This window comes from Streptomyces sp. ST2-7A, from assembly GCF_021390475.1.
GTDB lineage: Bacteria > Actinomycetota > Actinomycetes > Streptomycetales > Streptomycetaceae > Streptomyces.
In genome coordinates, this window is record NZ_JAJUWS010000015.1 from 14,381 (window position 1) to 35,832 (window position 21,452).

17 protein-coding genes and 1 pseudogene are annotated in these 21,452 nt (G+C 72.1%); 10 read left to right on the forward strand and 8 right to left on the reverse strand.

Going from position 1 to position 21,452, the window contains the following annotated elements; translation table 11 throughout:
- Nucleotides 1-29: 29 nt before the first annotated feature.
- Nucleotides 30-518, forward strand: a pseudogene (locus LZF96_RS11385) (MarR family winged helix-turn-helix transcriptional regulator); the annotation flags it as partial.
- A 607-nt stretch (nucleotides 519-1,125) separates the two neighbouring features.
- Here the strand turns inward: LZF96_RS11385 and LZF96_RS11390 are convergent.
- Nucleotides 1,126-1,755 (reverse strand): MarR family winged helix-turn-helix transcriptional regulator, encoded by a 630-nt coding sequence (locus LZF96_RS11390; protein ID WP_233869758.1) that lies wholly within the window; start codon nucleotides 1,753-1,755, stop codon nucleotides 1,126-1,128.
- 285 nt (nucleotides 1,756-2,040) lie between these two features.
- Between LZF96_RS11390 and LZF96_RS11395 the strand changes: the two genes are divergently transcribed.
- The 6 genes from LZF96_RS11395 (at nucleotide 2,041) to LZF96_RS11420 (ending at nucleotide 7,764) form a co-directional block, all read left to right on the forward strand.
- A complete protein-coding gene (locus LZF96_RS11395; RefSeq protein WP_233869963.1) occupies nucleotides 2,041-2,919 on the forward strand; it encodes an STAS domain-containing protein in 879 nt (292 codons plus the stop codon).
- On the forward strand, nucleotides 2,916-3,314 hold the full coding sequence (locus LZF96_RS11400) for an STAS domain-containing protein (protein WP_233869761.1): 399 nt from the start codon (nucleotides 2,916-2,918) through the stop codon (nucleotides 3,312-3,314). Before LZF96_RS11395 ends, LZF96_RS11400 begins: the two co-directional genes overlap by 4 nt.
- A gap of 2 nt (nucleotides 3,315-3,316) precedes the next feature.
- The gene (locus tag LZF96_RS11405) at nucleotides 3,317-3,817 is read left to right on the forward strand and encodes an anti-sigma regulatory factor (protein WP_374203202.1); all 501 of its coding nucleotides are present in this window, start codon (nucleotides 3,317-3,319) and stop codon (nucleotides 3,815-3,817) included.
- A 4-nt stretch (nucleotides 3,818-3,821) separates the two neighbouring features.
- The gene (locus tag LZF96_RS11410) at nucleotides 3,822-4,829 is read left to right on the forward strand and encodes a SpoIIE family protein phosphatase (protein ID WP_233869764.1); all 1,008 of its coding nucleotides are present in this window, start codon (nucleotides 3,822-3,824) and stop codon (nucleotides 4,827-4,829) included.
- Nucleotides 4,819-6,135, forward strand: a complete 1,317-nt coding sequence (locus LZF96_RS11415) for a PP2C family protein-serine/threonine phosphatase (RefSeq protein WP_233869767.1) — start codon at nucleotides 4,819-4,821, stop codon at nucleotides 6,133-6,135. The genes LZF96_RS11410 and LZF96_RS11415 overlap by 11 nt, the downstream gene beginning before the upstream one ends.
- Before the next feature lie 189 nt (nucleotides 6,136-6,324).
- Nucleotides 6,325-7,764, forward strand: coding sequence for a glycoside hydrolase family 6 protein (locus tag LZF96_RS11420; RefSeq protein ID WP_233869770.1), 1,440 nt, complete (start codon nucleotides 6,325-6,327; stop codon nucleotides 7,762-7,764).
- Between the two features lie 337 nt (nucleotides 7,765-8,101).
- Here LZF96_RS11420 and LZF96_RS11425 read toward each other — a convergent pair whose 3' ends face one another.
- The 7 genes from LZF96_RS11425 to LZF96_RS11455 form a co-directional block, all read right to left on the reverse strand.
- Nucleotides 8,102-9,520, reverse strand: coding sequence for a GH1 family beta-glucosidase (locus tag LZF96_RS11425; protein WP_233869773.1), 1,419 nt, complete (start codon nucleotides 9,518-9,520; stop codon nucleotides 8,102-8,104).
- Entirely contained in the window at nucleotides 9,517-10,569 is a 1,053-nt protein-coding gene (locus tag LZF96_RS11430; protein WP_233869776.1) for an ABC transporter ATP-binding protein, read from the reverse strand. The genes LZF96_RS11425 and LZF96_RS11430 overlap by 4 nt, the downstream gene beginning before the upstream one ends.
- Nucleotides 10,566-11,663 carry an ABC transporter permease gene (locus tag LZF96_RS11435; protein ID WP_233869779.1) on the reverse strand — a complete coding sequence of 366 codons (1,098 nt, stop codon included), beginning with the start codon at nucleotides 11,661-11,663 and terminating at the stop codon, nucleotides 10,566-10,568. Before LZF96_RS11435 ends, LZF96_RS11430 begins: the two co-directional genes overlap by 4 nt.
- A gap of 2 nt (nucleotides 11,664-11,665) precedes the next feature.
- Nucleotides 11,666-12,646 (reverse strand): ABC transporter permease, encoded by a 981-nt coding sequence (locus LZF96_RS11440; protein ID WP_233869782.1) that lies wholly within the window; start codon nucleotides 12,644-12,646, stop codon nucleotides 11,666-11,668.
- Nucleotides 12,643-13,944: an ABC transporter ATP-binding protein gene (locus tag LZF96_RS11445; protein ID WP_233869785.1), complete on the reverse strand. Its 1,302-nt coding sequence runs from the start codon at nucleotides 13,942-13,944 to the stop codon at nucleotides 12,643-12,645. Before LZF96_RS11445 ends, LZF96_RS11440 begins: the two co-directional genes overlap by 4 nt.
- A 228-nt stretch (nucleotides 13,945-14,172) precedes the next feature.
- Complete coding sequence (locus tag LZF96_RS11450; protein ID WP_233869788.1) at nucleotides 14,173-15,855, reverse strand: ABC transporter substrate-binding protein; 1,683 nt, start codon at nucleotides 15,853-15,855, stop codon at nucleotides 14,173-14,175.
- A 238-nt stretch (nucleotides 15,856-16,093) separates the two neighbouring features.
- Nucleotides 16,094-17,092, reverse strand: a complete 999-nt coding sequence (locus LZF96_RS11455) for a LacI family DNA-binding transcriptional regulator (protein ID WP_233869791.1) — start codon at nucleotides 17,090-17,092, stop codon at nucleotides 16,094-16,096.
- A 684-nt stretch (nucleotides 17,093-17,776) separates the two neighbouring features.
- Between LZF96_RS11455 and LZF96_RS11460 the strand changes: the two genes are divergently transcribed.
- The 3 genes from LZF96_RS11460 to LZF96_RS11470 all read left to right on the forward strand — a co-directional run bounded on the left by LZF96_RS11460 (nucleotide 17,777) and on the right by LZF96_RS11470 (nucleotide 21,444).
- Entirely contained in the window at nucleotides 17,777-18,736 is a 960-nt protein-coding gene (locus LZF96_RS11460) for a DUF1996 domain-containing protein (protein WP_374203195.1), read from the forward strand.
- Nucleotides 18,737-18,769: 33 nt separating this feature from the next.
- The gene (locus LZF96_RS11465) at nucleotides 18,770-19,462 is read left to right on the forward strand and encodes a DUF305 domain-containing protein (RefSeq protein ID WP_233869793.1); all 693 of its coding nucleotides are present in this window, start codon (nucleotides 18,770-18,772) and stop codon (nucleotides 19,460-19,462) included.
- A gap of 188 nt (nucleotides 19,463-19,650) precedes the next feature.
- Nucleotides 19,651-21,444, forward strand: coding sequence for a discoidin domain-containing protein (locus LZF96_RS11470; protein ID WP_374203196.1), 1,794 nt, complete (start codon nucleotides 19,651-19,653; stop codon nucleotides 21,442-21,444).
- Nucleotides 21,445-21,452: the final 8 nt, after the last annotated feature.

Here is a 21,452-nt window from a genome sequence, read left to right on the forward strand (position 1 = left end):
TGACAGGGCCTACCGGGAGTGCCACAGTTATGCGTGTGAATCCAGCATCGTCCCATCGTCGAGGCCTCGATGCCGCCGGTGCGGCGTCGGAGGTCATCGAGCTGTTGGAGATGCTATGGGAGCGGGGTCGTGATGCCGCCTCCACCGCCCCGGTGTCCTCCTCCCAGCTGCGGGTGCTCTATGTCCTGGAACGGGACGAGGGAATCAACCTGCGCACCCTGGGCGAGATGCTGGGTGCGGCGCCGTCGTCGGTGAGCAGGCTCTGCGACCGACTGCAGGCGGTGGGATTCGTGGAACGGATGCCCAGCGCGACGAGCCGGCGCGAGCTGGAACTGTGGCTCACCCCCCGGGGGCGCTCCTACCTGCGGGACCTGCGGGCCCGCCGCGAGAAGACCCTGCTGTCGGCGATCTCCGCGCTCTCCCCCACCGAGCAGAGGGCGCTGATGGACGGCCTCTCGGCGTTCCGCGGCGCCGTCGACGGCAGGTCGGTGGAGAGGCTCCGTCCCGCCGATGGGGACGGTGAAGGTCTCGGCCCGCCGGAGACCGGCGGTTCCGGTGCCGGCGGCACGGGAGGAGCGGGGGCGGAAGTCGACGAGCCGACCGACGGCGGAAAGGACGATGGCGGGCCCTCCCGGCCGGGAAAGATCGCGCGCGAGTCCCCGGACGACACCCTGCGGGCCGGAAGCCTGCGTCCGCGGCGCGGTTATCCGGCCGACGGGGCGGGGCTCGGTTCCGGGGTGCGAGCGGCCGACGACGCCTCCCCGGCTGCGGGTCGGCGAGCCCGGACGGCCTAGCCCCGGCTTCTCGACACTCTCCATCGCTCCCACGCTGTTCTCGAATGACCCGACCCCGGGTGACGGAGGGGGGTGCGTCCCCGCACCACGACGGCGGAGCCGATCCGACGGCGCGGCCGGCGGGTCGGTGGCCACCCGGCAGTATTGCCACCACAATACAGTTGTCAAATGGCAACTGTCCTCCCGGGGACCCCGGGAGGAGGGCCGGTTCCGGGAGGGAGCCGGGTACGGCGTGTCGGACATCGCCCCGGCGCGGGACCGGCGACGGCCGCGGGGGCATCGACGGCGCCCCGACCGGGCCCCACGGATTCACGGAGAGCGACGGCCACGCTCATGCCTCTCGCAGGCGTTCGATCATCGCCGTCCGCAGGGCATCCAGCACCCCGATCAACTCCGACTCCTCTCCCGCGGCGTCACGCTGCGCCCCCTCGCCCCGGGCCCCCTCCACCCCCGGGCCGTCGCGGTTCCCGCCCGATTCCCCGTCCAGCAGTTCCCGCAGCACCTCCCGTCTACGCGCGCGGACCTCCAGGAGAGTGCGCCGCCCCGCCGCCGTGAGCGCCAGTTCGGTGCGCCGGCGATCCCCGACCGCCCGCCCGCGCCGCAACAGTCCCGCCTCCTCCATCCGCGCGCACAGACGACCCGCCGCCGAGGGCGTCAGGCGCAGCCGGGCACCCAGTCGCCCGCAGGTCAGCGGCTGCTCGGCCGCCAGCACCTTCAGGGCCCGCAATTGGGCGGGGGGCACCGGATCCCTGATCCGGACCCGGGTCGTCTCCCAGAGTTCCACCAGTCGGGCGGCGGCCCGGGCCGCGCCGGACCCGCCCGCGTCCTCCCCGGTCACCGGTTCGGCCCCGGGGGCCGCGTCCGTCCCCCGGGGCCGAACCCCGTCGGGGGGACGGTCGACGCCGCCCGTCCTCCCCGGATCCCCGCCCCCGAGGTCCTCGTCGAAGGGCCGAACGGCCATCGGGTGCTCCGTTTCGTCCTGGTGCTCGTACGGATGGGCGCGGGCCGGATCACACCGGGGAACGGTCCCCTCCGGGCCGCGGGTTGCGCAGGTTGTGTGCCGTTGTCGGCCTCCGGCTTTCGGGGGCCCGCGAACGGGGCTAACATTTGTCGCCCGGAAACGAATGGCGCGGCGTGATCGTTGTCCATGTGTGGTACACCGGATGCTGTTCCGGGTGTACCACGGAGCCGGGTTGTGATGCGGGAATCGGGCGGGCCGAAGTCGACAACAGCGAAGGATTTCATGGTGAGTGTCAGCGAGGTCGCCGTGCGGGACCACCTCACGGGTGTGCTGGCGGACCACGACGAGGAGATCGCCGACCGGTGGGTGCGGCTCCAGATCGAGCAGGGCGCGGTGGGGTCCAGCATCAGTGAGACCGAGTTGCGGGGAGAGGCCGACGCCCTGATCGCCGCCCTCCGCGCCGGTCTGGAGAGCGACCTCCCGGCGAACCGCGTCGTGACCTCGCACGAGGACCTGCGGGCCGCCGTGACGGACTTCTCCCTCCAGCGGGCCCGGCTGGGCACCGCCCCGACCGTGACCTCGCTGGCGGTCCTGTCGCTGAAGGAGGCACTGCTGGAGTCGGTGCAGCGCCGGGTGGCGGACACCGACGAACTGCTCGCCGTCGCGCTGACCGTCAACCGACTGCTGGACGCGGCCGGCGCCCTGAGCTTCGACATCTACGTCACCGGCCGCGAGGAGATCATCAGCCGTCAGAGCCGGCAGCTGATGGAACTCTCCACCCCCGTCGTCCAGCTGTGGAAGCACGTGCTGGCCGTGCCGCTGATCGGCACCCTGGACACCACCCGTACCCAGGTGGTGATGGAGAACCTGTTGGAGGCCATCCAGATCCACGAGGCACAGGTGGCCATCATCGACATCACCGGCGTCGCCGCCGTGGACACCTCGGTGGCCCAGCACCTCATGCAGACCGTGAACGCGGTCCGACTGATGGGGGCCGACTGCGTGATCAGCGGCATCCGACCGGCGATCGCCCAGACCATCGCCCAGCTCGGCATCGACCTCTCCACCATCCTGACCCGCACCACCCTGGCCGACGCGCTCGCGGCGGCCGTCCGGATCACCGACGCCCCCGGCGTCTCCGGCGACCGCACGGCAGTCCGATGAGCGCCCACGTGCCCGCCGGGGTTCCCATCCTGCGGCTGGGGGACATCCTGGTCACCGGCCTGCTGGACGAACTGGACGACAAGACCGCCAGGGCCTTCACCAACGAACTCACCGAGCGCATCGCCGCCGACGGTCCGGCCGGCGTACTCATCGACATCTCGCGCCTGGAGATCATCGACTCCTTCGTCGCCCGCACCCTCAGCGAGCTGACCACCACCGCGCGTCTGCTGGGCGCGCGGGTGGTGGTGGCGGGCATGCGCCCGCCGGTGGCCATCACGCTGGTGGAACTGGGGCTGGCGCTCGAGGGGGTCGAGACCGCCCTCACCGCCGAGCGGGGCATGCAGTCCCTCGGTTGGTACCACGGTTCGCAACCCCCGGAGAGGGGAACCCGGTGAAGATGACCGACGAGGTGGTCGCCCCGGGGCGTTCCCGTCCCGCGCCGCGTCAGGCGCCGGGCCCCACCGGCCGGTCCCACGGCATGTCGGGGGCCTCCCCCGGCATGCCGTCCGTGCACGAGGTGCGCACGGAGGAGGATCTGCTGGTGGTGCGGCACGCGGTACGTGCCGCCACGCTCAACTGCGGTTTCAGTCTCATCGATCAGACCCGGGTGGTCACCGCCGCCAGTGAGCTGGCACGGAACACCTACATCCACGGCGGCGGTGGCAGCATGGCCCTGGAACGCCTGAGCCGACACGGCCGCTCCGGGCTGCTGTTGGTGGCCCGGGACGAGGGCCCCGGCATCGCGGACGTGGAGCAGGCCCTGGAGGACGGGTACACGACGGGGGCCGGCCTGGGCCACGGACTGGGCGGCGCTCGCCGCCTGATGCACGAGTTCCGCATCCACACCGAACCGGGGGTCGGCACCACCGTCAGTGCCATCCGCTGGACCGAGCGGTGAGCCGGTGCCCCAACCGCTCACCTCACAGATCCACATCGACCACGAGAGCTCCGTCCAGCACGCCGGGTCCGTGGCCAGAAAGACGGCCCTCTCCCTGGGATGGACCGACGCGCTGTCCGAACAGGCGGCGGTGATCGCCGGGGAACTGGCCGGCAATCTCGTCAAGCACGCCTCCCGGGGCGTGGTCTACATCCAGCCGTTGCCGCCCGGCGACGCGATGGAGGTCGTCGCCGTCGACCGGGGACCCGGCATGGCCGATCTCGCGCTGTGCATGACCGACGGATACAGCACCGCGGGCACACTGGGCGGTGGGCTGGGGGCGGTCCGTCGGATCGCCCACGAGTTCACCATCCGCAGCGAGTGGGGAACGGGCACCGCGGTCTCCGCCCGGCTCTCCGCCGGCCACCGCCCGGCGGGCGACCCGGAGCTGGGGGCGATCTGTCTGCCGGCGGAGGGTGAGCGGGTCGGCGGTGATGCCTGGAGGGTCGACGAGACGGACGGGGTGCGAACCCTGGTGCTGGTCGACGCCCTCGGACACGGCGAGACGGCGGCCGAGGTGGCCCGGGCAGCGGTCCGTGTGCACCGTCGGGATCCCTACCGGCCGCTGCCGGAGGTGCTGACCGCCCTGAACAAGGGACTGCGCCACACCCGGGGCGCGGCCGTGGCCGTGTTGCGCACCCGGCCGGGCCGCGCCGAGTGGTGCGGCGTGGGCAACATCCGGTGCCGGGTGGTGTCGCCGGACGGGACCATCACCTCCGTCGCCTCCGGTCCGCCGGGTATCGTCGGCTGGAACATGCCCCGGCCGGTGGTGCGGCGCGTGGATCCGCCGCGCGGATCGACGGTCGTGCTGCACAGTGACGGCATCGACGAGCGTTGGACCAGGACCCCGTCGCCCTTCCTCCTGCGCCTGCCGCCGCCGCTGCTGGCGGCGGCCCTGACCCACGCCCACCGCATCGCCCGTGACGACAGCACGGTGCTGACCCTCGGGACACGAAGAGTCCATGACCTCTGAGACCGGCCGTCACCGCGCCCCGGACCGGCTGCGGCGCGCGGTGCGCCGCCTCGCGCTGGACCACCGGCTGCCCGTGGAGACGCGGGCCCGGCTGGTGCTGTCCGTGACCGCGTCGGCCCGCGGGGAGTTCGCCGCCCGACGGTGCGTGCGGTTGAGTTCCTCGGTGGAACGGGAGGCGGACGACCGTCCCGGACTGTTGGTCGTCGGTTGCCGACCGGCCGGCACCGGGCGACGGTTGAACACCGAGGACCTGCCGCTGCCGGCCGAGGAGGGGTCCGACGGGGCGCTGACCTGGCGGATCCCGCTGCCGCGGACCCCCGACGGAACGGCGGACGCCGATTCCTCGGACGGCGAAGCGGTGGAGGAGGAACTCCTCGCGGTCCTGGGACGGATGGACACGCTGGCCGCCGCGCGCCGGGACCTGGAGTACGAACTCGCCGAGACCAACCGGGGCGTGCTCGCGCTCTACGTCCAGTTGGAGGAACGGGACGAGCGGTTGCGGACCGCACACGGCCAGATCCTGCGGGAACTGGAGGACGCGTTGCGTCCGCCGCCCCTGGAACTGCCGGGGCTGGAACTGGCGGTGCACTACGAGCCCGCCGGGACCGACGCCCCCACCGGCGGGGACCTGTACGACTGGTTCGCCCTGCCGGACGGTTCGGTGCACATCACGGTGGTCGACGCGCTCGGACACGGTGTGACGAGCACCCGCAGCGCGCTGACGGTGACCCACGCGGTGCGCACCCTCGCCCTCGAAGGGCACCCCCTGGAGTCGATCGTGGCGCGCACCGACGAGGTGCTGCTGCCGCTGGACCGGAACCTGATGGCGACGGTGTTGCTGGCCCGGATCCATCTGCGCGCCGGTGTACTGGAGTTGGCCAACGGCAGTCACCCACCGGCGCTGCTGGTGCGGGGGGACGGCACGGCGGAGTACCTGGAGGTGCCCGGCCGGGGCATCGGTTTCCCGCTGCCGGGCAGCGAACGGCTGCTGCGGGTCCCGGTGGCGCCGGGTGATCTGGTGATGCTCTACACCGACGGTCTGACCGAGAGCCGCCGGGACCCGCGCGAGGGCGAGATCCGGTTGATGGAGTCGGTCCGCAAGCACGCCCGGCGCCCGTTGGAGGAGCTTCCGGGCGCGGTGGCGGAGGACATGCACACCGTGGTCCTGCATCCGGACGACACCCTCGCGCTGGCGGTGCGGATCCCCCCGGCCGAGCCGGTCGGGCCGGCGGCGGCCGCGGAGGGGACGATCGGCCGGGAGGCGGCCGCGATCGCGCTCCGAGGAACCTCCGGGGCCCACCGATGAGTACCGGGACCGGTGGGACGGACCGGGCCCCGGAGTCGAAACCGGATGCCGGGACGCGACGCGTTTACAGCTTCGACGGGACGTTGTAGCCTGCCGGACCATGGGAGCGCTCCCATCGCCACCTGTCACCGCGCCCTGTCTCGCATCGGGCCGGTCGACTCCCCCACGGGAAAGATGCGGAGTAGCGAAGTGATCAACAAGAGCCGTAGGCACCACCGGCCCCGACGCAAACGCCTCGGGGCACTCGTCGGCGGGGTGGTCGCCGCTCTGGCGGGCGGCCTGCTGTTCGCCATGCCGCAACAGGCGTCCGCCGAACTGCCGTCCGGCACCAACTTCTACCGGGACCCCGATTCCCAGGTGGCGCGCTGGACCGCCGCCAACCAGGGCGACCCCCGACAGCCGCTGATCAGCCGGGTCATCGGTGAACGCGCCCAGGGGATCTGGTTCGCCTACTACAGCCCCTCCACCGTCACGTCGGATGTGCGGGCCGTCACCGGCCCGGCAGCCGCCGCGGGACAGGTCCCGGTGCTGGTGGCCTATCAGATGCCGAACCGCGACTGCGGCGGCGCCTCGGCCGGTGGCGCACCGAACCTGGCCGCGTACGACCGCTGGATCGACGGCTTCGCCGCCGGTCTGGGCAACAGGCCGGTCGTGGTGATCCTCGAACCGGACGCGCTGGCCCTGGTCCACTGCCTGAGCGCGCAGGAGCGGGCCGCCCGTTACGCCTCGCTCTCCCGGGCCGGCCAGGTCATCCGCTCGGCCAACCCCTCCGCCCGGGTCTACTACGACGCCGGCCACTCCTCGTGGCACAGCCCCGCCGTGATGGCCGAGCGCCTGCGCGCCGCCGGGGTGGTGCAGAACGGGAACGGCATCTTCAGCAACACCTCCAACTTCCGGGCGACCCCGGACGAGGTGGCCTTCACCAAGAACGTGTTGAACCATCTGGGCGGCTCCGGACTGGGCGCCGTCATCGACACCAGCCGCAACGGCCTGGGGCCGACGGCCGACAGCGAGTGGTGCGATCCGCGCGGTCGCGGGGTGGGTATCGCCCCCACCGCGAACACCGGTGACCCGCAGATCCACGCCTACTTCTGGATCAAGCCGCCGGGTGAGGTGGACGGCTGTGCCGGGCCGGCCGGTCAGTTCAACCCCGACATCGCCCACGAACTGGCCCAGAACGCCCGGGACGGGGGGCCGGGCGGCACCACGGGGGGCACGACCTCCGGCACCACCTCGGGAACCACGTCGGGTGGCACCTCCGGCACCACGGCGGGCACGTCCGCGGGTTCCTCCGACGGGGGCACCACCTCGGGCAGCGGCGGCAACCCCGGGGGCGGTTGCGCCGCGGAGTACCGGGTGCCCAACCAGTGGTCCGGCGGCTTCACCGGCGAGGTGGCCATCTCCTGCTCGGGCGCGTCGCTCAACGGCTGGACCGTCTCCTGGACCTTCCCCGGCGACCAGCGGCTGACCAACGCGTGGAACGCCGAGTGCTCCCAGCAGGGCAACCGGGTGACCTGCTCCAACGTCGACTGGAACCGTTCGGTGCCGGACGGCGGTTCGGTGACGCTGGGCTTCAACGCCGGTGGCAGCGGCCAGAACTCCCGTCCGACCAACCTCACCGTGGCCTGAGTCGATCCGTGCGGTGGCGCGGGGCCGCCGGTCCGCCTCCGGGGCGGACCGGCGGCTTCCCCACGACCCCGGGCGTCGGCCCTCCCGACCCGACCCGTGATCGTCGCCCCGGGAGGGATGACGTCCGACGGGTCGGGTCGGGCGGGACCCCGTGCGGTAAGGGCCGCTCCGGGACGTGGCGGGCGGGCCGACGGGGGCCGGTGTCCCGTCGGCCCGCCCGGCGCGGGAGTGGTCCGCCGGGACCGGGGGCGCGGTGGACACCGCGCCCCCGGTCCCGTGCCACCACACGCCGCCCCTCCCCGGGCCGTTCCCGGCCGGGGTCCGTGGACGGAACGACTCAACTCCCCCGGGTGGCCCGGATGGTGTCGGCGTACCACAGGCCGCTGTCCTTGACCGTGCGCAGTTGGGTGTCGTAGTCCACCCGCACGATCCCGAACCGCTTCGCGTATCCGTACGCCCACTCGAAGTTGTCCATCAGCGACCAGGCGAAGTAACCGCGCACATCCACCCCCTGCTGCCGGGCCCGGGCCACCGCCCGGATGTGCTCGTCCAGATAGGCGACGCGGTCGAGGTCGGGAACCGAGCCGTCGGCCGCCGGCCGGTCGTCGAAGGCGGCGCCGTTCTCGGTGATGACCGTGGGCAGGCCGTAGTCCCGCTGCAGGCGCAGCAGCAGTTCGGTGAGCCCCTCGGGAACGATCTCCCACCCCATCGCGGTGCGCGGGCGTCCGTGGTCGACACCGCGCACGACGGGCAGGCCGTCGGCGTCGGTGGTGGAGCCGTCCTCCGCCGTCCCGCTGTGCAGGTGGCTGGAGTAGTAGTTGACGCCCAGCACGTCCAGGGGGGCGGCGATGGTCTCCATGTCCCCGTCGCGCACCGGCATGGTGACGCCGCGCGCGGCGAGCGCGTCGAGGACGTCCTCCGGGTAGCGGCCGTTCACCAGCGGGTCGAGGTAGAGCCGGGTGCCCATGCCGTCGGCGGCGCGGGCGGCGGCCAGGTCCTCCGCCGAGTCGCCGGCCGGCGCGTGGTGGCCGAGGTTGAGGGTGATGCCCAGTTCCAGCGGGCGGGAGCCGGCGGCCTCGCGGAGCCGACTCGTGGCGAGCCCGTGCCCCAGCAGCAGGTGGTGCACGGCGTGCATGGCGTCGCCGAAGTCCTTGCGGCCGGGGGCGTGCTCACCGGTGTGGTAGCCCAACCAGGCCGAACACCAGGGCTCGTTGAGCGTGGTCCAGTGCCGAACCCGGTCGCCGAGCGCGGCGTACGCCAGGGAGGCGTAGTCCGCGAAGCGCTCGGCGGTGTCCCGCGCCGGCCAGCCGCCGGCGTCCTCCAGTTCCTGCGGCAGGTCCCAGTGGTAGAGGGTGATCCAGGGGGTGATGTCGCGGGCGAGCAGTTCGTCGGCCAGCCGGTCGTAGAAGGCCAGGCCGCGGGCGTTGGCCGATCCGCTGCCGTGCGGCTGGATGCGGGGCCAGGCCAGGGAGAACCGGTAGGTGTCCACACCGAGGTCGGCGATCAGCGCGACGTCCTCCGGCATCCGCCGGTAGTGGTCACAGGCGATGTCGCCGTTCTCGCCGCCCTCGACGGCACCGGGAACACGGCAGAAGGTGTCCCAGATCGAGGAGGTGCGGCCGTCGGCCTCGGTGGCCCCCTCGATCTGGTACGAGGAGGTGGCCACGCCCCACCGGAAGTCGGTGGGCAGTCCGGCGACGGCCTCGGCGACCGGGCGACCGGTGGGGGCGGTGGTGCGGGACGGGGCGGCGGTCATGAGACTCCAGATCCGTGGTGGGTGTGCAGCAGGCAGGCGACGGAACGGGACGGGGCCGTCCCGTTCGGGGGGTGGCCGGGGTGCTCCGACCGGTCGTCCGCCCGGGACGGGGGAAGCAGCCGGGGGGTCTCCCGGTCGCAGGGTTCGAAGGCGCGCGGGCAGCGGGGATGGAAGGCACATCCGCTCGGCATCGCGCGCAGGTCCGGTGGTGATCCCGGGATGCCGGTCAACTCCCGGCGCGGGCCGTGCAGGGCGGGGAAGGAGTGCAGCAGGCCGTGGCTGTAGGGATGGTGTGCCTCGCGGTACAGGTCACGGGCCGGGGCCTGCTCGACGATCCGGCCGCCGTACATGATGGCGATCCGGTCGGAGAACTCCACCAGCAGGGACAGGTCGTGGGTGATGAAGACCACCGAGAAGCCCAGGCGGTCGCGCAGGTCGGCCAGTCGGGTGAGGATCTGGCGCTGCATCACCACATCCAGGGCGGTGGTGGGCTCGTCGAGGATGACGATCTCGGGATCCAGGGCGAGCGCCATCGCGATCATCACGCGCTGCCGCATCCCGCCGGAGAGCTGGTGCGGGTAGCCGGAGAGGCGGTCGGCGGGGATGCCGACCAGGTGGAGCAGTTCGACGGCCTTCTCCGTACGGGCGGCCCGGCCCATGCCCGGCCGGTGGGCGGCCAGCACGTCCGTGAGCTGGCTGCGGATGGAGTGCACGGGGTTGAGGGAGTTCATCGCCCCCTGGAAGACCAGGGAGATCTCCTTCCACCGGAAGGCCCGCAGCTCGCGGTCGGTGAGGTCGAGGATCTCGGTGACCGAACCGTCCCGCGCGTGGTGGCGCACCTCTCCCCCGGTGATCACGCCGGGGGGCGGGAGCAGCCGGGTGACGGCGTAGGCGAGAGTGGACTTGCCGGAGCCGGACTCGCCGGCGAGGCCGAGGATCTCGCCGCGCCGCAGGGTGATGTCGATGCCGGTCAGGGCGTGTACGGCGGAGTCGCCGAGGCCGTAGTCCACGTGCAGGTCGCGGACCTCCAGGACGGGGGGTTGGCTCATCGGTGGGACTCCTCGGACGGACGGGGTCGGTCCGCCGATCCGCCCGGCGCGGTGTCCGTCGCGGGAACCGGCGGGTCGGCGGGGCCGGTGGGCGGGGTCGGGTCGGTGGGCTTCCCGGTCCCGGCCGGTTCGGCGGTCGATCGGTCGGAGCGGACCACCGGGGTGAAGCCGATCCGCATCCGCACCTTCCGGTCGCGGGCCCCGGCGGTGCGCAGACGGGGGTTGATGAACTCGTCGATGCCGAAGTTGATCAGGGCCAGGGCCGTGCCCAGCAGCGCGATGCACAGGCCGGCCGGGACGAACCACCACCAGGCGCCCTGGGCGAGCGCCTGGTTGCTCTGCGCCCAGAACAGGACGGTGCCCCAGTTCCAGTGCGAGATGTCGGCGACGCCGATGAAGGCGAGGGTGATGTTGGAGAGCACCGCGAAGATGACGGTGCCGATGAAGCCGGAGGCGATGACGGCCGTGAGGTTGGGCAGCAGTTCGAAGACGATGATCCGCCAGGTCGACTCGCCGGTGGCCCGGGCCGCCTGCACCCAGTCCCGGTTGCGCAGCGAGAGGGTCTGGGCCCGCAGGACCCGCGCTCCCCAGGCCCAACCGGTCAGGCCGATGACGGCGGCGATCGCCAGGTCGCTGCTGTCGGGCAGGAAGCTCGCGATGATGATGATCAGCGGCAGGCCGGGCAGGACCAGGAAGACGTTGCTGACCGAGGAGAGCACGTCGTCGCCCGCGCCGCCGAGGTAGCCGGCGGTGACCCCGACCAGGACCGAGAGCACGCTCGCGATCAGGGCGGCGGTGAAGCCGACGACCAGGACTCCCCGGGTGCCGACCAGGATCTGGGAGAAGATGTCTTGGCCGGTCTGGGTGGTCCCGAAGGGGTGTGTCCACGAAGGGGGTTGGAGGATCTCCGGGCCCCGGGCGGAGGGGTCGTGGGGGGCGATCCAGGGACCGGCGACCGCGATGAGCACGAAGACCCCGATGATCGTCAGACCGATCAGTGTCTTGCGGTTGCGCAGGAAGCGCAGCCGGTCCCGGCGCGGGGCGGGGGCCGGGGCGGTGTTCGCCTGCGCGGTGGCGGCGGGTTGCACGCCCATGGTCAGGCCTCCCGTCGAGTGCGTGGGTCGAGCAGGAGATAGGCCACGTCGGCCAGCAGGTTGGCCACCAGGACGGCCAGCGTGATGATGAGGAAGACCCCCTGCATCAGCGGGTAGTCGTTGGCGGCGACGGCCTGGAAGAGGACGTAACCGATGCCGGGGTAGGAGAAGACCATCTCCACCAGCAGGGTGCCGCCGACGATGAAGCCCAGCGAGAGGGCGAAGTTGGAGATGTTCGGCAGGATCGCGTTGCGTGCCGCGTAGGCGTACATGACCCGGCGCTCGGAGAGTCCCTTGGCCTGCCCCACCAGGACGTAGTCCTCGGAGGAGACGGTCACCATCATGTTGCGCATGCCGAGGATCCAACCGGCGACCGCGCTGACCACGATCGTGATGCCGGGGAGGATGCCGTGGTACAGCGCGCTGCCGATGAACTCGAGGCCGAACGAGGGCACCAGGGAGTTGTCGAAGCCCCCGGAGGCGGGGAAGACCGGCCACTGCACCGCGAACACCGCGATCGCGATCAGCCCGAGCCAGAAGTAGGGGATGGACGAGAAGAAGGTGGTCAGCGGCAGCATGCCGTCCAGCCAGGAGCCCCGACGCCAACCGGCGTGGATACCGATGGCGGTGCCCAGCACGAACGCGAGCAGGGTGGTGATGCCCATCAGGGCGAGGGTCCACGGCAGGCTCTGGGCCAGGATCTCGGAGACCCCGGTGGGGAAGTAGGTGAAGGAGGTGCCGAGGTCACCGGTGAAGATGTTGCCCAGGTAGTCGAGGTACTGCTGCCAGGTCGAACGTTCCTCGTCCAGGCCGAAGAGGGTGCGCAGCGAGTCGATGGCCCGACTGCTGAGCTGTCCCTGGAACCGGTTGATCAGGGACTGCACCGGGTCACCCGGCATCAGGCGCGGGATGAGGAAGTTGATGGTGATGGCGGCCCAGGCGGTGAGCAGGTAGAACGCCAGGCGCTGGAGGACGAACTTCACGACGCCGCCCCCGTTCCCGGCGCGACGGCCTCCCGCGACGTCGCGGTCGCGTCGTCGGGGCCGCTCGGAGCGACGGCCTCCGGGGCGTGCAACCAGCAGGCGGCCCAGTGGCCCGGCTCGGGGAGGTCGAAGCGCGGCGGGAGTTCGGTGTGGCAGCGCTCCATGGCGAACGGGCAGCGCGGATGGAAGCGGCAGCCGGTGGGCGGGGAGATCAGGCTCGGCGGCTCGCCGGTGCCCCGGTCCCGGGAGAGCGGGTCGTCGGCGTCGACCGGGATGTCGGGGGTCTCGGGTCCCGTGTCGGAGTCGGTGCCGGCGGCGCTCCCCTCCCGCGCGGTCTTCCCGGTCTTCCCGATGTCGACCGTGCCGCCGGTGTCGGCCCGGGGGGCGCCGGCCTCCCCGATCGGCACGCCCGCGTCGACGCCGGTGATCCGGTCGGGGTCGGGCGCCGAGGCGACGAGGAGCTGGGTGTAGGGGTGGGCCGGCCGCTGGGTGACGGTCTCGCTGTCACCGCCCTCCACCATCCGTCCGGCGTACATCACCAGGGTCTCGTCGGCGAAGTAGCGGGCGGAGGCGATGTCGTGCGTGATGTAGAGGATCGCCAGGTCCAGGCGTTCCTTCAGGTCGCGCAGCAGGTTGAGGATGCCCAGCCGGATGGAGACGTCCAGCATGGAGACGGGTTCGTCCGCGAGCAGCACCTCGGGGTCGGCGGCCATGGCCCGGGCGATGGCCACCCGCTGGCGCTGGCCACCGGAGAGTTCGTGCGGGAAGACGTCCAGGTAGCGGGCCGCCGGGGTGAGGTGGACACGGCCGAGCAGTTCGGTGAGCGCCTTCTCGGTCTCCGCGGCGCCCTTCCCGACCCGGCCGTGGACACGCAGCGCGCGGGTGAGGTGATAGCGCACGGTGTGCACCGGGTTCAGTGACCCGAAGGGGTCCTGGAAGATCATCTGCACCCGTCGGCAGTACGCGCGGAAGGCGCGTCCGCCACGACGGGAGACGGCGGTGCCCCCCAACAGCAGCTCCCCGGAGGTCTCCGGGTGGAGCCGGGCCAGCAACCGGGCCACGGTGGACTTCCCGGAACCGGACTCCCCGACCACGGCGGTGACCGCGCCCCGGCGCAGGGTCAGCGAGACGTCGTCCACCGCGTGCACGACGGGCCGTTCACCGCGGCCAGGTGTCCGTACCGAGCGGCGAACGGGGAAGTGTTTGGTGAGCCGACGCGCCTCCAGAACGACCTCGCGGTCGCTTCCGGGTGAACTTCCGGGTGGGCTTCCGGGTGGAGTGGTGGTCTTCTCCTGCATGACGAGGTGGTCTCCAGGGGTGGGGCGGGAACGCGGGGCGCGGCGGATCGCGGCGGCTGTGGCACGACGCCGACGGGGGGAGACGGCCGGGACCCCGGCCCGGCCCACCCCCGTGTCGGGGCGGGCCGGGCCGGTCCCGGTCACGCGGTGGGCGGCAGCGGCGATCGGGCGGTGGGTCGGGGAACCGGGCGGGGAGGTCCCGCCGAGGGGTTTCCGGCGCCGACCGGGTCAGGAGGCCCGCTCCAGGCGCAGCACGATGTCCAGGACGTTGCGCTGGGTGGGCTGCGGGGGGCCGTAGGGGTCGGACTCGTCGGGCCAGCCCACCCAGTTGCGGGTGTTGTACTGGGCGCCGATCGGACCGGCTACGGTCGGGATGACCGGGGCCTCCTCGACGATGATCCGCTGCAGGTCGTACAGCGCCTCGGTGCGCACGTCCTCGTCGGGGGACTCGGCGTACTCGCGCAGGGCCCGGTCCACGTCGTCGTTGCGGAAACGGCCGAAGTTACCGCCGGGGGAGGCCTCGCCGAGCGGGCGGTAGACCGCCGGGTCCATCATGTGCTGGTACATGTCGTACGGGGTGGGACCGGTGTTGGCCCAGTGCAGCGTGGCGTCGAAATCACCGGTGTCCACGGCGTTGCGCCAGGCGTCGACGGTCTGGGTCTCCACCCGGGCGGAGATGCCGATCTCCTTGAGGTTGTCCTCGATGATGGAGAGCGCCGTGAGGTAGTCGGACCAGCCCGCGGGGTCGGTCAGGGTCACCGACACCGGCTCGCCGTCGGGACCGCGCAGCGTGTCACCGTCCAATTCATAATCCGAATCGACGAGTTCGGCACGGGCCGCCTCGACGTCGGGTTCGATGACGACGCCCTGGAACTCGGGGGCCAGGAAGGGCTCGCCGGCCGGGAGCGGAAGGCCGGTGGGGTTCTCCAGGGCCGGGTAGAGGCCGGCGTGGGCCTGCTCGTGGATGGCCTGGCGGTCGATCACCAGGGAGACCGCGCGACGCACCGCCGGGTCGTCGAAAGGGGCTCGCTCGGTGTTGAGCCACAGGCCGTGGACCCCCAGGCCGGTGGGAAACCACAGGTGGTGGTGCTCGGGGTCGCGGTCCAGATAGATGCGCTCGTGATCCGGCATGAAGACGAAGGACCACTCGGTCTCTCCGTTGGCCAGGGCGGTGGTCTGCGCGTTGTTGTCGTTGTAGGAGGTGTAGCGCAGTTCCTCGACCTCCGGCAGACCCTTCCAGTAGGAGTCGCGACGGGCCAGGGTGATGGTCTGCGGGGTGAAGCTCTTGATGACGTAGGGACCGGTACCGACCGGTTCACGGTTGTCGAAGGTCTCGGGAGAGTCCAACTCCGACCAGATGTGCTCGGGGACGATCAACGTCTCCAGGATCCGGTTGCGGTTGGTGAACTGCGAGGCCCCGAAGGTCATCGTGACGGTGTCGCCGTCCACCGTGATGTCCTCGAAGGGGATGCTGTAGCCGTTGAAGGCCGGGGTGTCCCGGATGAGTTCGAAGGTGAACGCCACGTCCTCGGGGCCGAACTCCTCGCCGTCGGACCACTCCGGCCCGTCGACGATGGTCAGTTCCAGGGCGTGGAAGTTGTCCGACCACTCGTGTCCCGAGGCCAGCCACGGGGCCGGCTCCCGGTCCGGCTGGATGACGTTGGGCATGGCCAGCGGCTCGTAGATCACCGAGCGGTAGCCGAGCGAGGCGCCGGCGGAGGTGTCCAGGAACGGGTTGCTGTTGTTGGCCTGCGGGCCGTTCGGCATGCCGATGTTCAGGACGCCGTCATTCTTCGCGGAGGCGTTGCCCGCGTTCTGCGATCCTCCGGAACAGGCCGTGGCGAGGACGCCGAGGGCGAGAAGGGCGGCCGTGACCGCCGTGGTTCTGCGGGTACGGGGACGAACTCTCATGGGTGATCTCCGGGTGTGCGGGTGGATCGGGACGGTGCTTCCGGGCCCGGAACGGGACCGGGCACGGAGGTTCGGGGCGCGCGGGAACGACGGCGGTCGCGGTGTGGACGACCGTCGGTTCGGGGCGGCGACGGGCGGTGGACGACCCGGGGCGGGGAAACAGCCCGGGACGACACGGACGGAGGGGTACGGGACGGTTCGGCAACGCCGTGTGGCGAACCCGGACGATGTCCGCGGGTCAGCCGGGGGCCGAGGCGCGGACGACCAGTTCGGTGGGCAGGACGACCGGGTCCGGGTCCAGGGGGGCACCGCCCAGATGGCGCAACAGCATCCGGGCGGCGGTCTCCCCCATCGCGTGCATCGGTTGCCGGACGGTGGTCAGGGGCGGGTCGACCGAGACCGCCAGCGGCAGGTCGTCGAAGCCGACGACCGCGACGTCCTCGGGGACCCGGCGGCCGGCCGCCCGCAGCGCCCGCAGCGCGCCCACCGCGGTCTGGTCGTTGAGGGCGAAGACGGAGTCGAAGCGGCGGCCGGAGGCCAGCGCGCGCTCCACCGCGGTCTGGCCGGAGGGCAGGGTGAACTCGCTGTCGACGATCAGGGCGGGATCGTGTCGGACCCCGTACTCGCGCATCACCTCCGAGAAGCCGGTGAGTCGATCGCTGACGCAGCCGAAGTGCCGGGGACCGGCGACCACCAGCGGGGTCCGGCGTCCGGTCTCCATCAGGTGTCGCGCGGCCGCCGCGCCGCCGGCGGTGTTGGTGGTGGCCACGGCGGGGAAGGTGGGCCGTTGCCCCTGGTCGTCTATGAGCACCAGCGGCAGTCCCTGCCGGTGCAGGGCCTCGATGGCGGGCAGGGTGTCACCGGGGACGATCGCCAGCAGCCCGTCGAAGGCCCGGGCGGAGACCTGGCCGGTGAACTGGGCCATCGACGCCTCGCCCCGGTTGCAGGTGAACAGCAACAGCCCGTACCCGGCGGCCTCCACCACGTCCGCGACCCCCTGGAGCATCTCGCTGACCCAGGGCCAGGTGAGGGAGGGAACGAGGATGGCGAGGGTGCGGCTGTCCCCGCGGGCCAGCCCCACGGCGCGGGAGCTGGGCACGTAACCCAGTTCGGCGATCACCGTGCGGACCCGGTCCGCGGTTCCCGAATCCACCTCGCCCTTGCCGTTGAGCACCCGGGAGACCGTCGTCTTGCTGACCGCGGCGGTGCGGGCCACATCGGCGATGGTCACACGCATGGGAACTCCCGGGGCAGGCGAGGGGGACCCGCGTCCGGACGGGACGCGGTACGGCACCGGTTCCGGAACCGGTTCCGGCGGTGGGGGTGCGCGCAGTCAACTCCCCCCGGGCGAGACCGTCAAGACACCTCGCGGAAACATTTCGGAGAGCGCTCCCCCGGCGGAGTCGCCTTCCGAAGTCGAAGCCCCTGGCGTCCGAGGGTTTCCGGAGATCGCCACGAACCCGCCCCGACCCGCCCCGAGACCATTCTTTATCGCACCTCAACAAGGTTTCGGGAGCCCGTAACCCCCGTCGGGGAAGATGGATCACGATGTCGGGAGCACTCGCCCCGACAGGTCACCGGAGAGGGAAATGCCGGAAAGATCACCACGGCATCCCCGCGCGGGGGCCATAGCTGTGAGAGCGCTCTCCGAAACATCACGGGATCGTCTCGCGCGAGGACACGCCGGGGACACGATCCATGGCCACCCGATGGGCGTTTTGTTCCGGAACGGCCCGCGAGGTTACGGGTTTTTCCTCACGGCTTGACTCATCGCGGGGTGGAACCTATGTTCCACCCCTCAAGAGAGCGCTCTCGCGCCTCTCTCTCCAGTCCGCCGGTTCACCCACCCGACACCCGATCGCGATTCGCTCGCGCGAAGGACTTCGCACCGGTGCGCCGGACCCCACCGATCAGGAGAACCATGTCCGACTCCCCCACCGCTCCCACCGACCCCGGGACGGCCCCGGCCGGCGGGGCCCCGGCCGGCCACGCGCGCCGACGCCGGCTGCGCCCGCGCCACGTCGTCCCGGCCGCCATCGTGGTCGCCGCGGCCCTGGGCGCCGGTCAGCTGATGACCGGCTCCTCCGGCGCACAGGCCGACCCGGGCGCCGAGGTCGCCGCCGACGTGGTGCGCGTCGCCGAGTTCGTCGCCGAGTGCACCTTCAGCCACCGGCTGCCGGACGACCCGATCGTCTTCCCCAACCTGCCCGGCGCCTCGCACATGCACAGCTTCTTCGGCAACGATGCCGTGGACGCGCACACCACCGTCGAGGACCTGCTGCAGGGCGAGAGCAACTGCGACCCCCACGTCGACCTGTCCGGCTACTGGGTCCCGACCCTCTTCGTGGACGGCGAGCCCGTCGAGCCGGCGACCGCCACCTTCTACTACCTCGGCGAGGGGGTGAACGACGACGTCGTCGCCGACATCCGGCCGATGCCGCCGGGCCTGAAGATGCTCGCGGGCAACGCCGTCGCCACCTCCCCCGACGAGGCGTCCTCGCGCTGGTCCTGCCTGCACGCGGGCCACGTGGAGCCCTCCAAGGACTTCGTGGAGTGCCCCCCGGACACCATGATGGAGTCCTACCTGGACTTCCCGCAGTGCTGGGACGGTGTCAACCTGGACTCGGCCGACCACAAGAGCCACATGTCCTACCCGGTCGCGGGCCGGTGCCCGGAGAGCCATCCGGTGCCGGTGCCCAAGCTGCGCCAGGTGCTGCGCTACCCGGTCAACGGCGACCCCTCCCGCTTCGAACTGGCCTCGGGCCCCGGCTACACCATGCACGGGGACCTGTTCAACGCCTGGCCCGAGGACGAGATGGAGCGTCGGGTGCGCGACTGCATCAACCCGGTCATCAAGTGCGGCCCCGATGGTCGCCCCTGACCCCCGCGGTCGGGTGACCGGCGGGGTTCGCCGATGAGCGGACCCCGTCGGGGCGCGGTGCTCCCCCGATCGGCGCGGACGGCCCGTCCTTCCCTGGTGGTCGCGGTGGTCGCGGTGTCGGTGCTCGTCGGGTGCGGGGGTTCCCCCGCACCCGACGGGCGACCGGATGCCGCCACCACCGACGGGGGGCACCACGCGGAGCCGGACACCCCGGCGGGCACCCCGGCGTCCGCCGGAGCCGCCGCGCGGGACCGGTTGACCGGATCGGATCTGGCCTGGCTCCAACTGATGATCCCCATGAACGACCGCACCCTGCTCCTGCTCGACCTGGTCTCCGAGAGCACCGACGACGACGCCCTCGCCTCCTTCGCCGACCGGCTGGCGGAAAGCCACCGAACCGAACTGGAGGGGCTGCACGCCCTCCGCGAGGAGGCCGGCGTCCCCGACACCAACCCCCACGAGGGGCACCACATGACCGGCATGGTCACCGACGGCCGGCTCGCCGAGGTGGCCGCCGAACCGCCCGAACGCTTCGACACCGCCGTCATCGACCTGCTGCGCGAGCACCTGGAGCACTCCCGACTGGTCTCCTCCGGGTTGCTCGACGCCGGCTCCGACGAGGAGGCGCTGGCCCTGGCCGAAAGCCAGGTCGAGCGCCGCGACGACCAGTTGGCCGAACTCTCCGGGATCGCCGAACCGCCCGGGCCGCGAACCCCGGAGGGCTGAGAGCCCTCCTTCGGCCTTTCGATCCCCCGTCGCGTCCGGACGGGCGGGGCTCACCCGTCCCACCCGTCCCACCCGTCCGGGCCGGCCCGCACCGCCGCGCCATCCCGCCGCCCCGGCTGCTCATCGCTCATCCCGCACCACCCACGTCACCCGCACCGCACGGCCTCACGAAAGGAACGGGACGGGACATGACACCCACCACCGTCGCACCGCCGGGACGCCGCGGATCCCCCCGCCGTCGGCGGACCCGCCCCCTCGCCGTCGGCATCGCCATGGTCGTGGCGGCCCTCGGCCTCACCCCGCTGACCGCCACCGGCGCCGCCGCCGAGCCGACCCCGATCTCACAGGGCAGACCCGCCGTCGCCTCCTCCACCGAGTCCGACGCCTTCCCCGCCTCGTCCGCCGTCGACGGCGACCGGGGCACCCGCTGGTCCAGCGCGTTCGCCGACGACCAGTGGTTGCGCGTGGACCTCGGCGCCCCGGTGGAGATCGAGCGGATCGTGCTCGACTGGGAGACCGCCCACGCGGCCTCCTACGAGATCCAGCTCTCCGACGACGCACAGGGCTGGACCACCGTCCACGAAGCGACGGACTCCGCGGGCGGAACCGAGGACCTGGAGGTCTCCGGCACCGGCCGCTACGTGCGGATGCGGGGTCTGGAGCGGGCCACGGAATACGGCTTCTCGCTGTGGGAGTTCGAGGTGCGCGCGGCCGGTGACGGCGGCACCGATCCCGGTCCTGCGCCGGGCGACGAGGTACTGCTCTCCCACGGCAGGCCCGGCACCGCCTCCTCCTCCCAGCACGACGGGAACTGCCGGGAGTGCGGCCCCGACAAGGCATTCGACAGCGATCCGGCCAGCCGCTGGGCCACCGAACCCGAGGTGGGGTGGACCGACCCCGGCTGGATCGCCGTGGATCTCGGCGCGCCCGCCGAGATCAGCCGGGTCGTCCTGCAGTGGGACCCGGCCCACGCCCGCTCCCACGAGATCCAGCTCTCGGACGACGGTCAACGGTGGCGCACCGTGTGGTCCACCACCGAGGGGCGCGGGCTGATGGAGACCATCCACATCCCGGCGGACGACAACACCGGTCGTCACGTGCGGATGTACGGCACCGAGCGGGCGGGCCCCTACGGCTACTCCCTGTGGGAGTTCTCGGTGTACGGCACCGGTGGGGACCCGATCGCGCCGCCGCCGCTGCCGCCGAACCCGGGAGAGCCCTTGGAACTGGTGTGGAGCGACGAGTTCGAGGGCCCGGCGGGCAGCGTCCCGGACCCGACCAAATGGCGCTCGGACCCCGGCGTGGGGCAGAACAACGAGCTGCAGTACTACACCGAGGGCGACAACGCCCTGCTGAACGGCGAGGGCCAACTGGTGATCGAGGCCCGGCGGCAGGAGACGCCGGGCACCACCTGCCCGGTGGACCCGCTGTCGGGCAGCACGACCTGCCAGTACACCTCGGGTCGCATCAACACCCACGGCCTGCTCGACTTCGCCTACGGCCGGGTGGAGGCCCGGATCAAGGTCTCCAGCACCCGGGGGCACTGGCCCGCCTTCTGGATGTTGGGCTCCTCGTTCTTCGAGGACGGTCGTCCCTGGCCGCACGTCGGGGAGATCGACATCATGGAGCACATCGGCTCCGAACCGAACGTCGTCCACTCCACGCTGCACGCCCCGGCGTACTTCGGCGGCGGCGGGTACGGGTCCTCGTTCTCCCTGCCCGAGGGGCAGTCCTTCGGTGACGATTTCCACCTCTACGCGCTGGACTGGAACAGCGAGGGGATGATCTTCACCGTGGACGGCCACGTCGTGCACACCGTGGACCGGGAGGAGTTGGAGACCACGGTGGGCCCGTGGGTCTTCGACGGGAGGTTCTTCCTCATCCTCAACAGCGCCGTCGGCGGCGACTGGCCCGGTCCGCCGGACTCCTCCAGCGTCTTCCCGCAGCGGATGGCGGTCGACTGGGTACGCGTTTATCAGTGAGTCACGGC

What these genes read in the sequence shown, in the direction of transcription:
- LZF96_RS11390 (WP_233869758.1), bottom strand. Translation starts at nt 1,755, where the DNA reads ATGGCCGTTCGGCCCTTCGACGAGGACCTCGGGGGCGGGGATCCGGGG.
- LZF96_RS11400 (WP_233869761.1), top strand. Translation starts at nt 2,916, where the DNA reads ATGAGCGCCCACGTGCCCGCCGGGGTTCCCATCCTGCGGCTGGGGGAC.
- LZF96_RS11405 (WP_374203202.1), top strand. Translation starts at nt 3,317, where the DNA reads ATGACCGACGAGGTGGTCGCCCCGGGGCGTTCCCGTCCCGCGCCGCGT.
- LZF96_RS11415 (WP_233869767.1), top strand. Translation starts at nt 4,819, where the DNA reads ATGACCTCTGAGACCGGCCGTCACCGCGCCCCGGACCGGCTGCGGCGC.
- LZF96_RS11425 (WP_233869773.1), bottom strand. Translation starts at nt 9,520, where the DNA reads ATGACCGCCGCCCCGTCCCGCACCACCGCCCCCACCGGTCGCCCGGTC.
- LZF96_RS11430 (WP_233869776.1), bottom strand. Translation starts at nt 10,569, where the DNA reads ATGAGCCAACCCCCCGTCCTGGAGGTCCGCGACCTGCACGTGGACTAC.
- LZF96_RS11435 (WP_233869779.1), bottom strand. Translation starts at nt 11,663, where the DNA reads ATGGGCGTGCAACCCGCCGCCACCGCGCAGGCGAACACCGCCCCGGCC.
- LZF96_RS11445 (WP_233869785.1), bottom strand. Translation starts at nt 13,944, where the DNA reads ATGCAGGAGAAGACCACCACTCCACCCGGAAGCCCACCCGGAAGTTCA.
- LZF96_RS11450 (WP_233869788.1), bottom strand. Translation starts at nt 15,855, where the DNA reads ATGAGAGTTCGTCCCCGTACCCGCAGAACCACGGCGGTCACGGCCGCC.
- LZF96_RS11455 (WP_233869791.1), bottom strand. Translation starts at nt 17,092, where the DNA reads ATGCGTGTGACCATCGCCGATGTGGCCCGCACCGCCGCGGTCAGCAAG.
- LZF96_RS11460 (WP_374203195.1), top strand. Translation starts at nt 17,777, where the DNA reads ATGTCCGACTCCCCCACCGCTCCCACCGACCCCGGGACGGCCCCGGCC.
- LZF96_RS11465 (WP_233869793.1), top strand. Translation starts at nt 18,770, where the DNA reads ATGAGCGGACCCCGTCGGGGCGCGGTGCTCCCCCGATCGGCGCGGACG.
- LZF96_RS11470 (WP_374203196.1), top strand. Translation starts at nt 19,651, where the DNA reads ATGACACCCACCACCGTCGCACCGCCGGGACGCCGCGGATCCCCCCGC.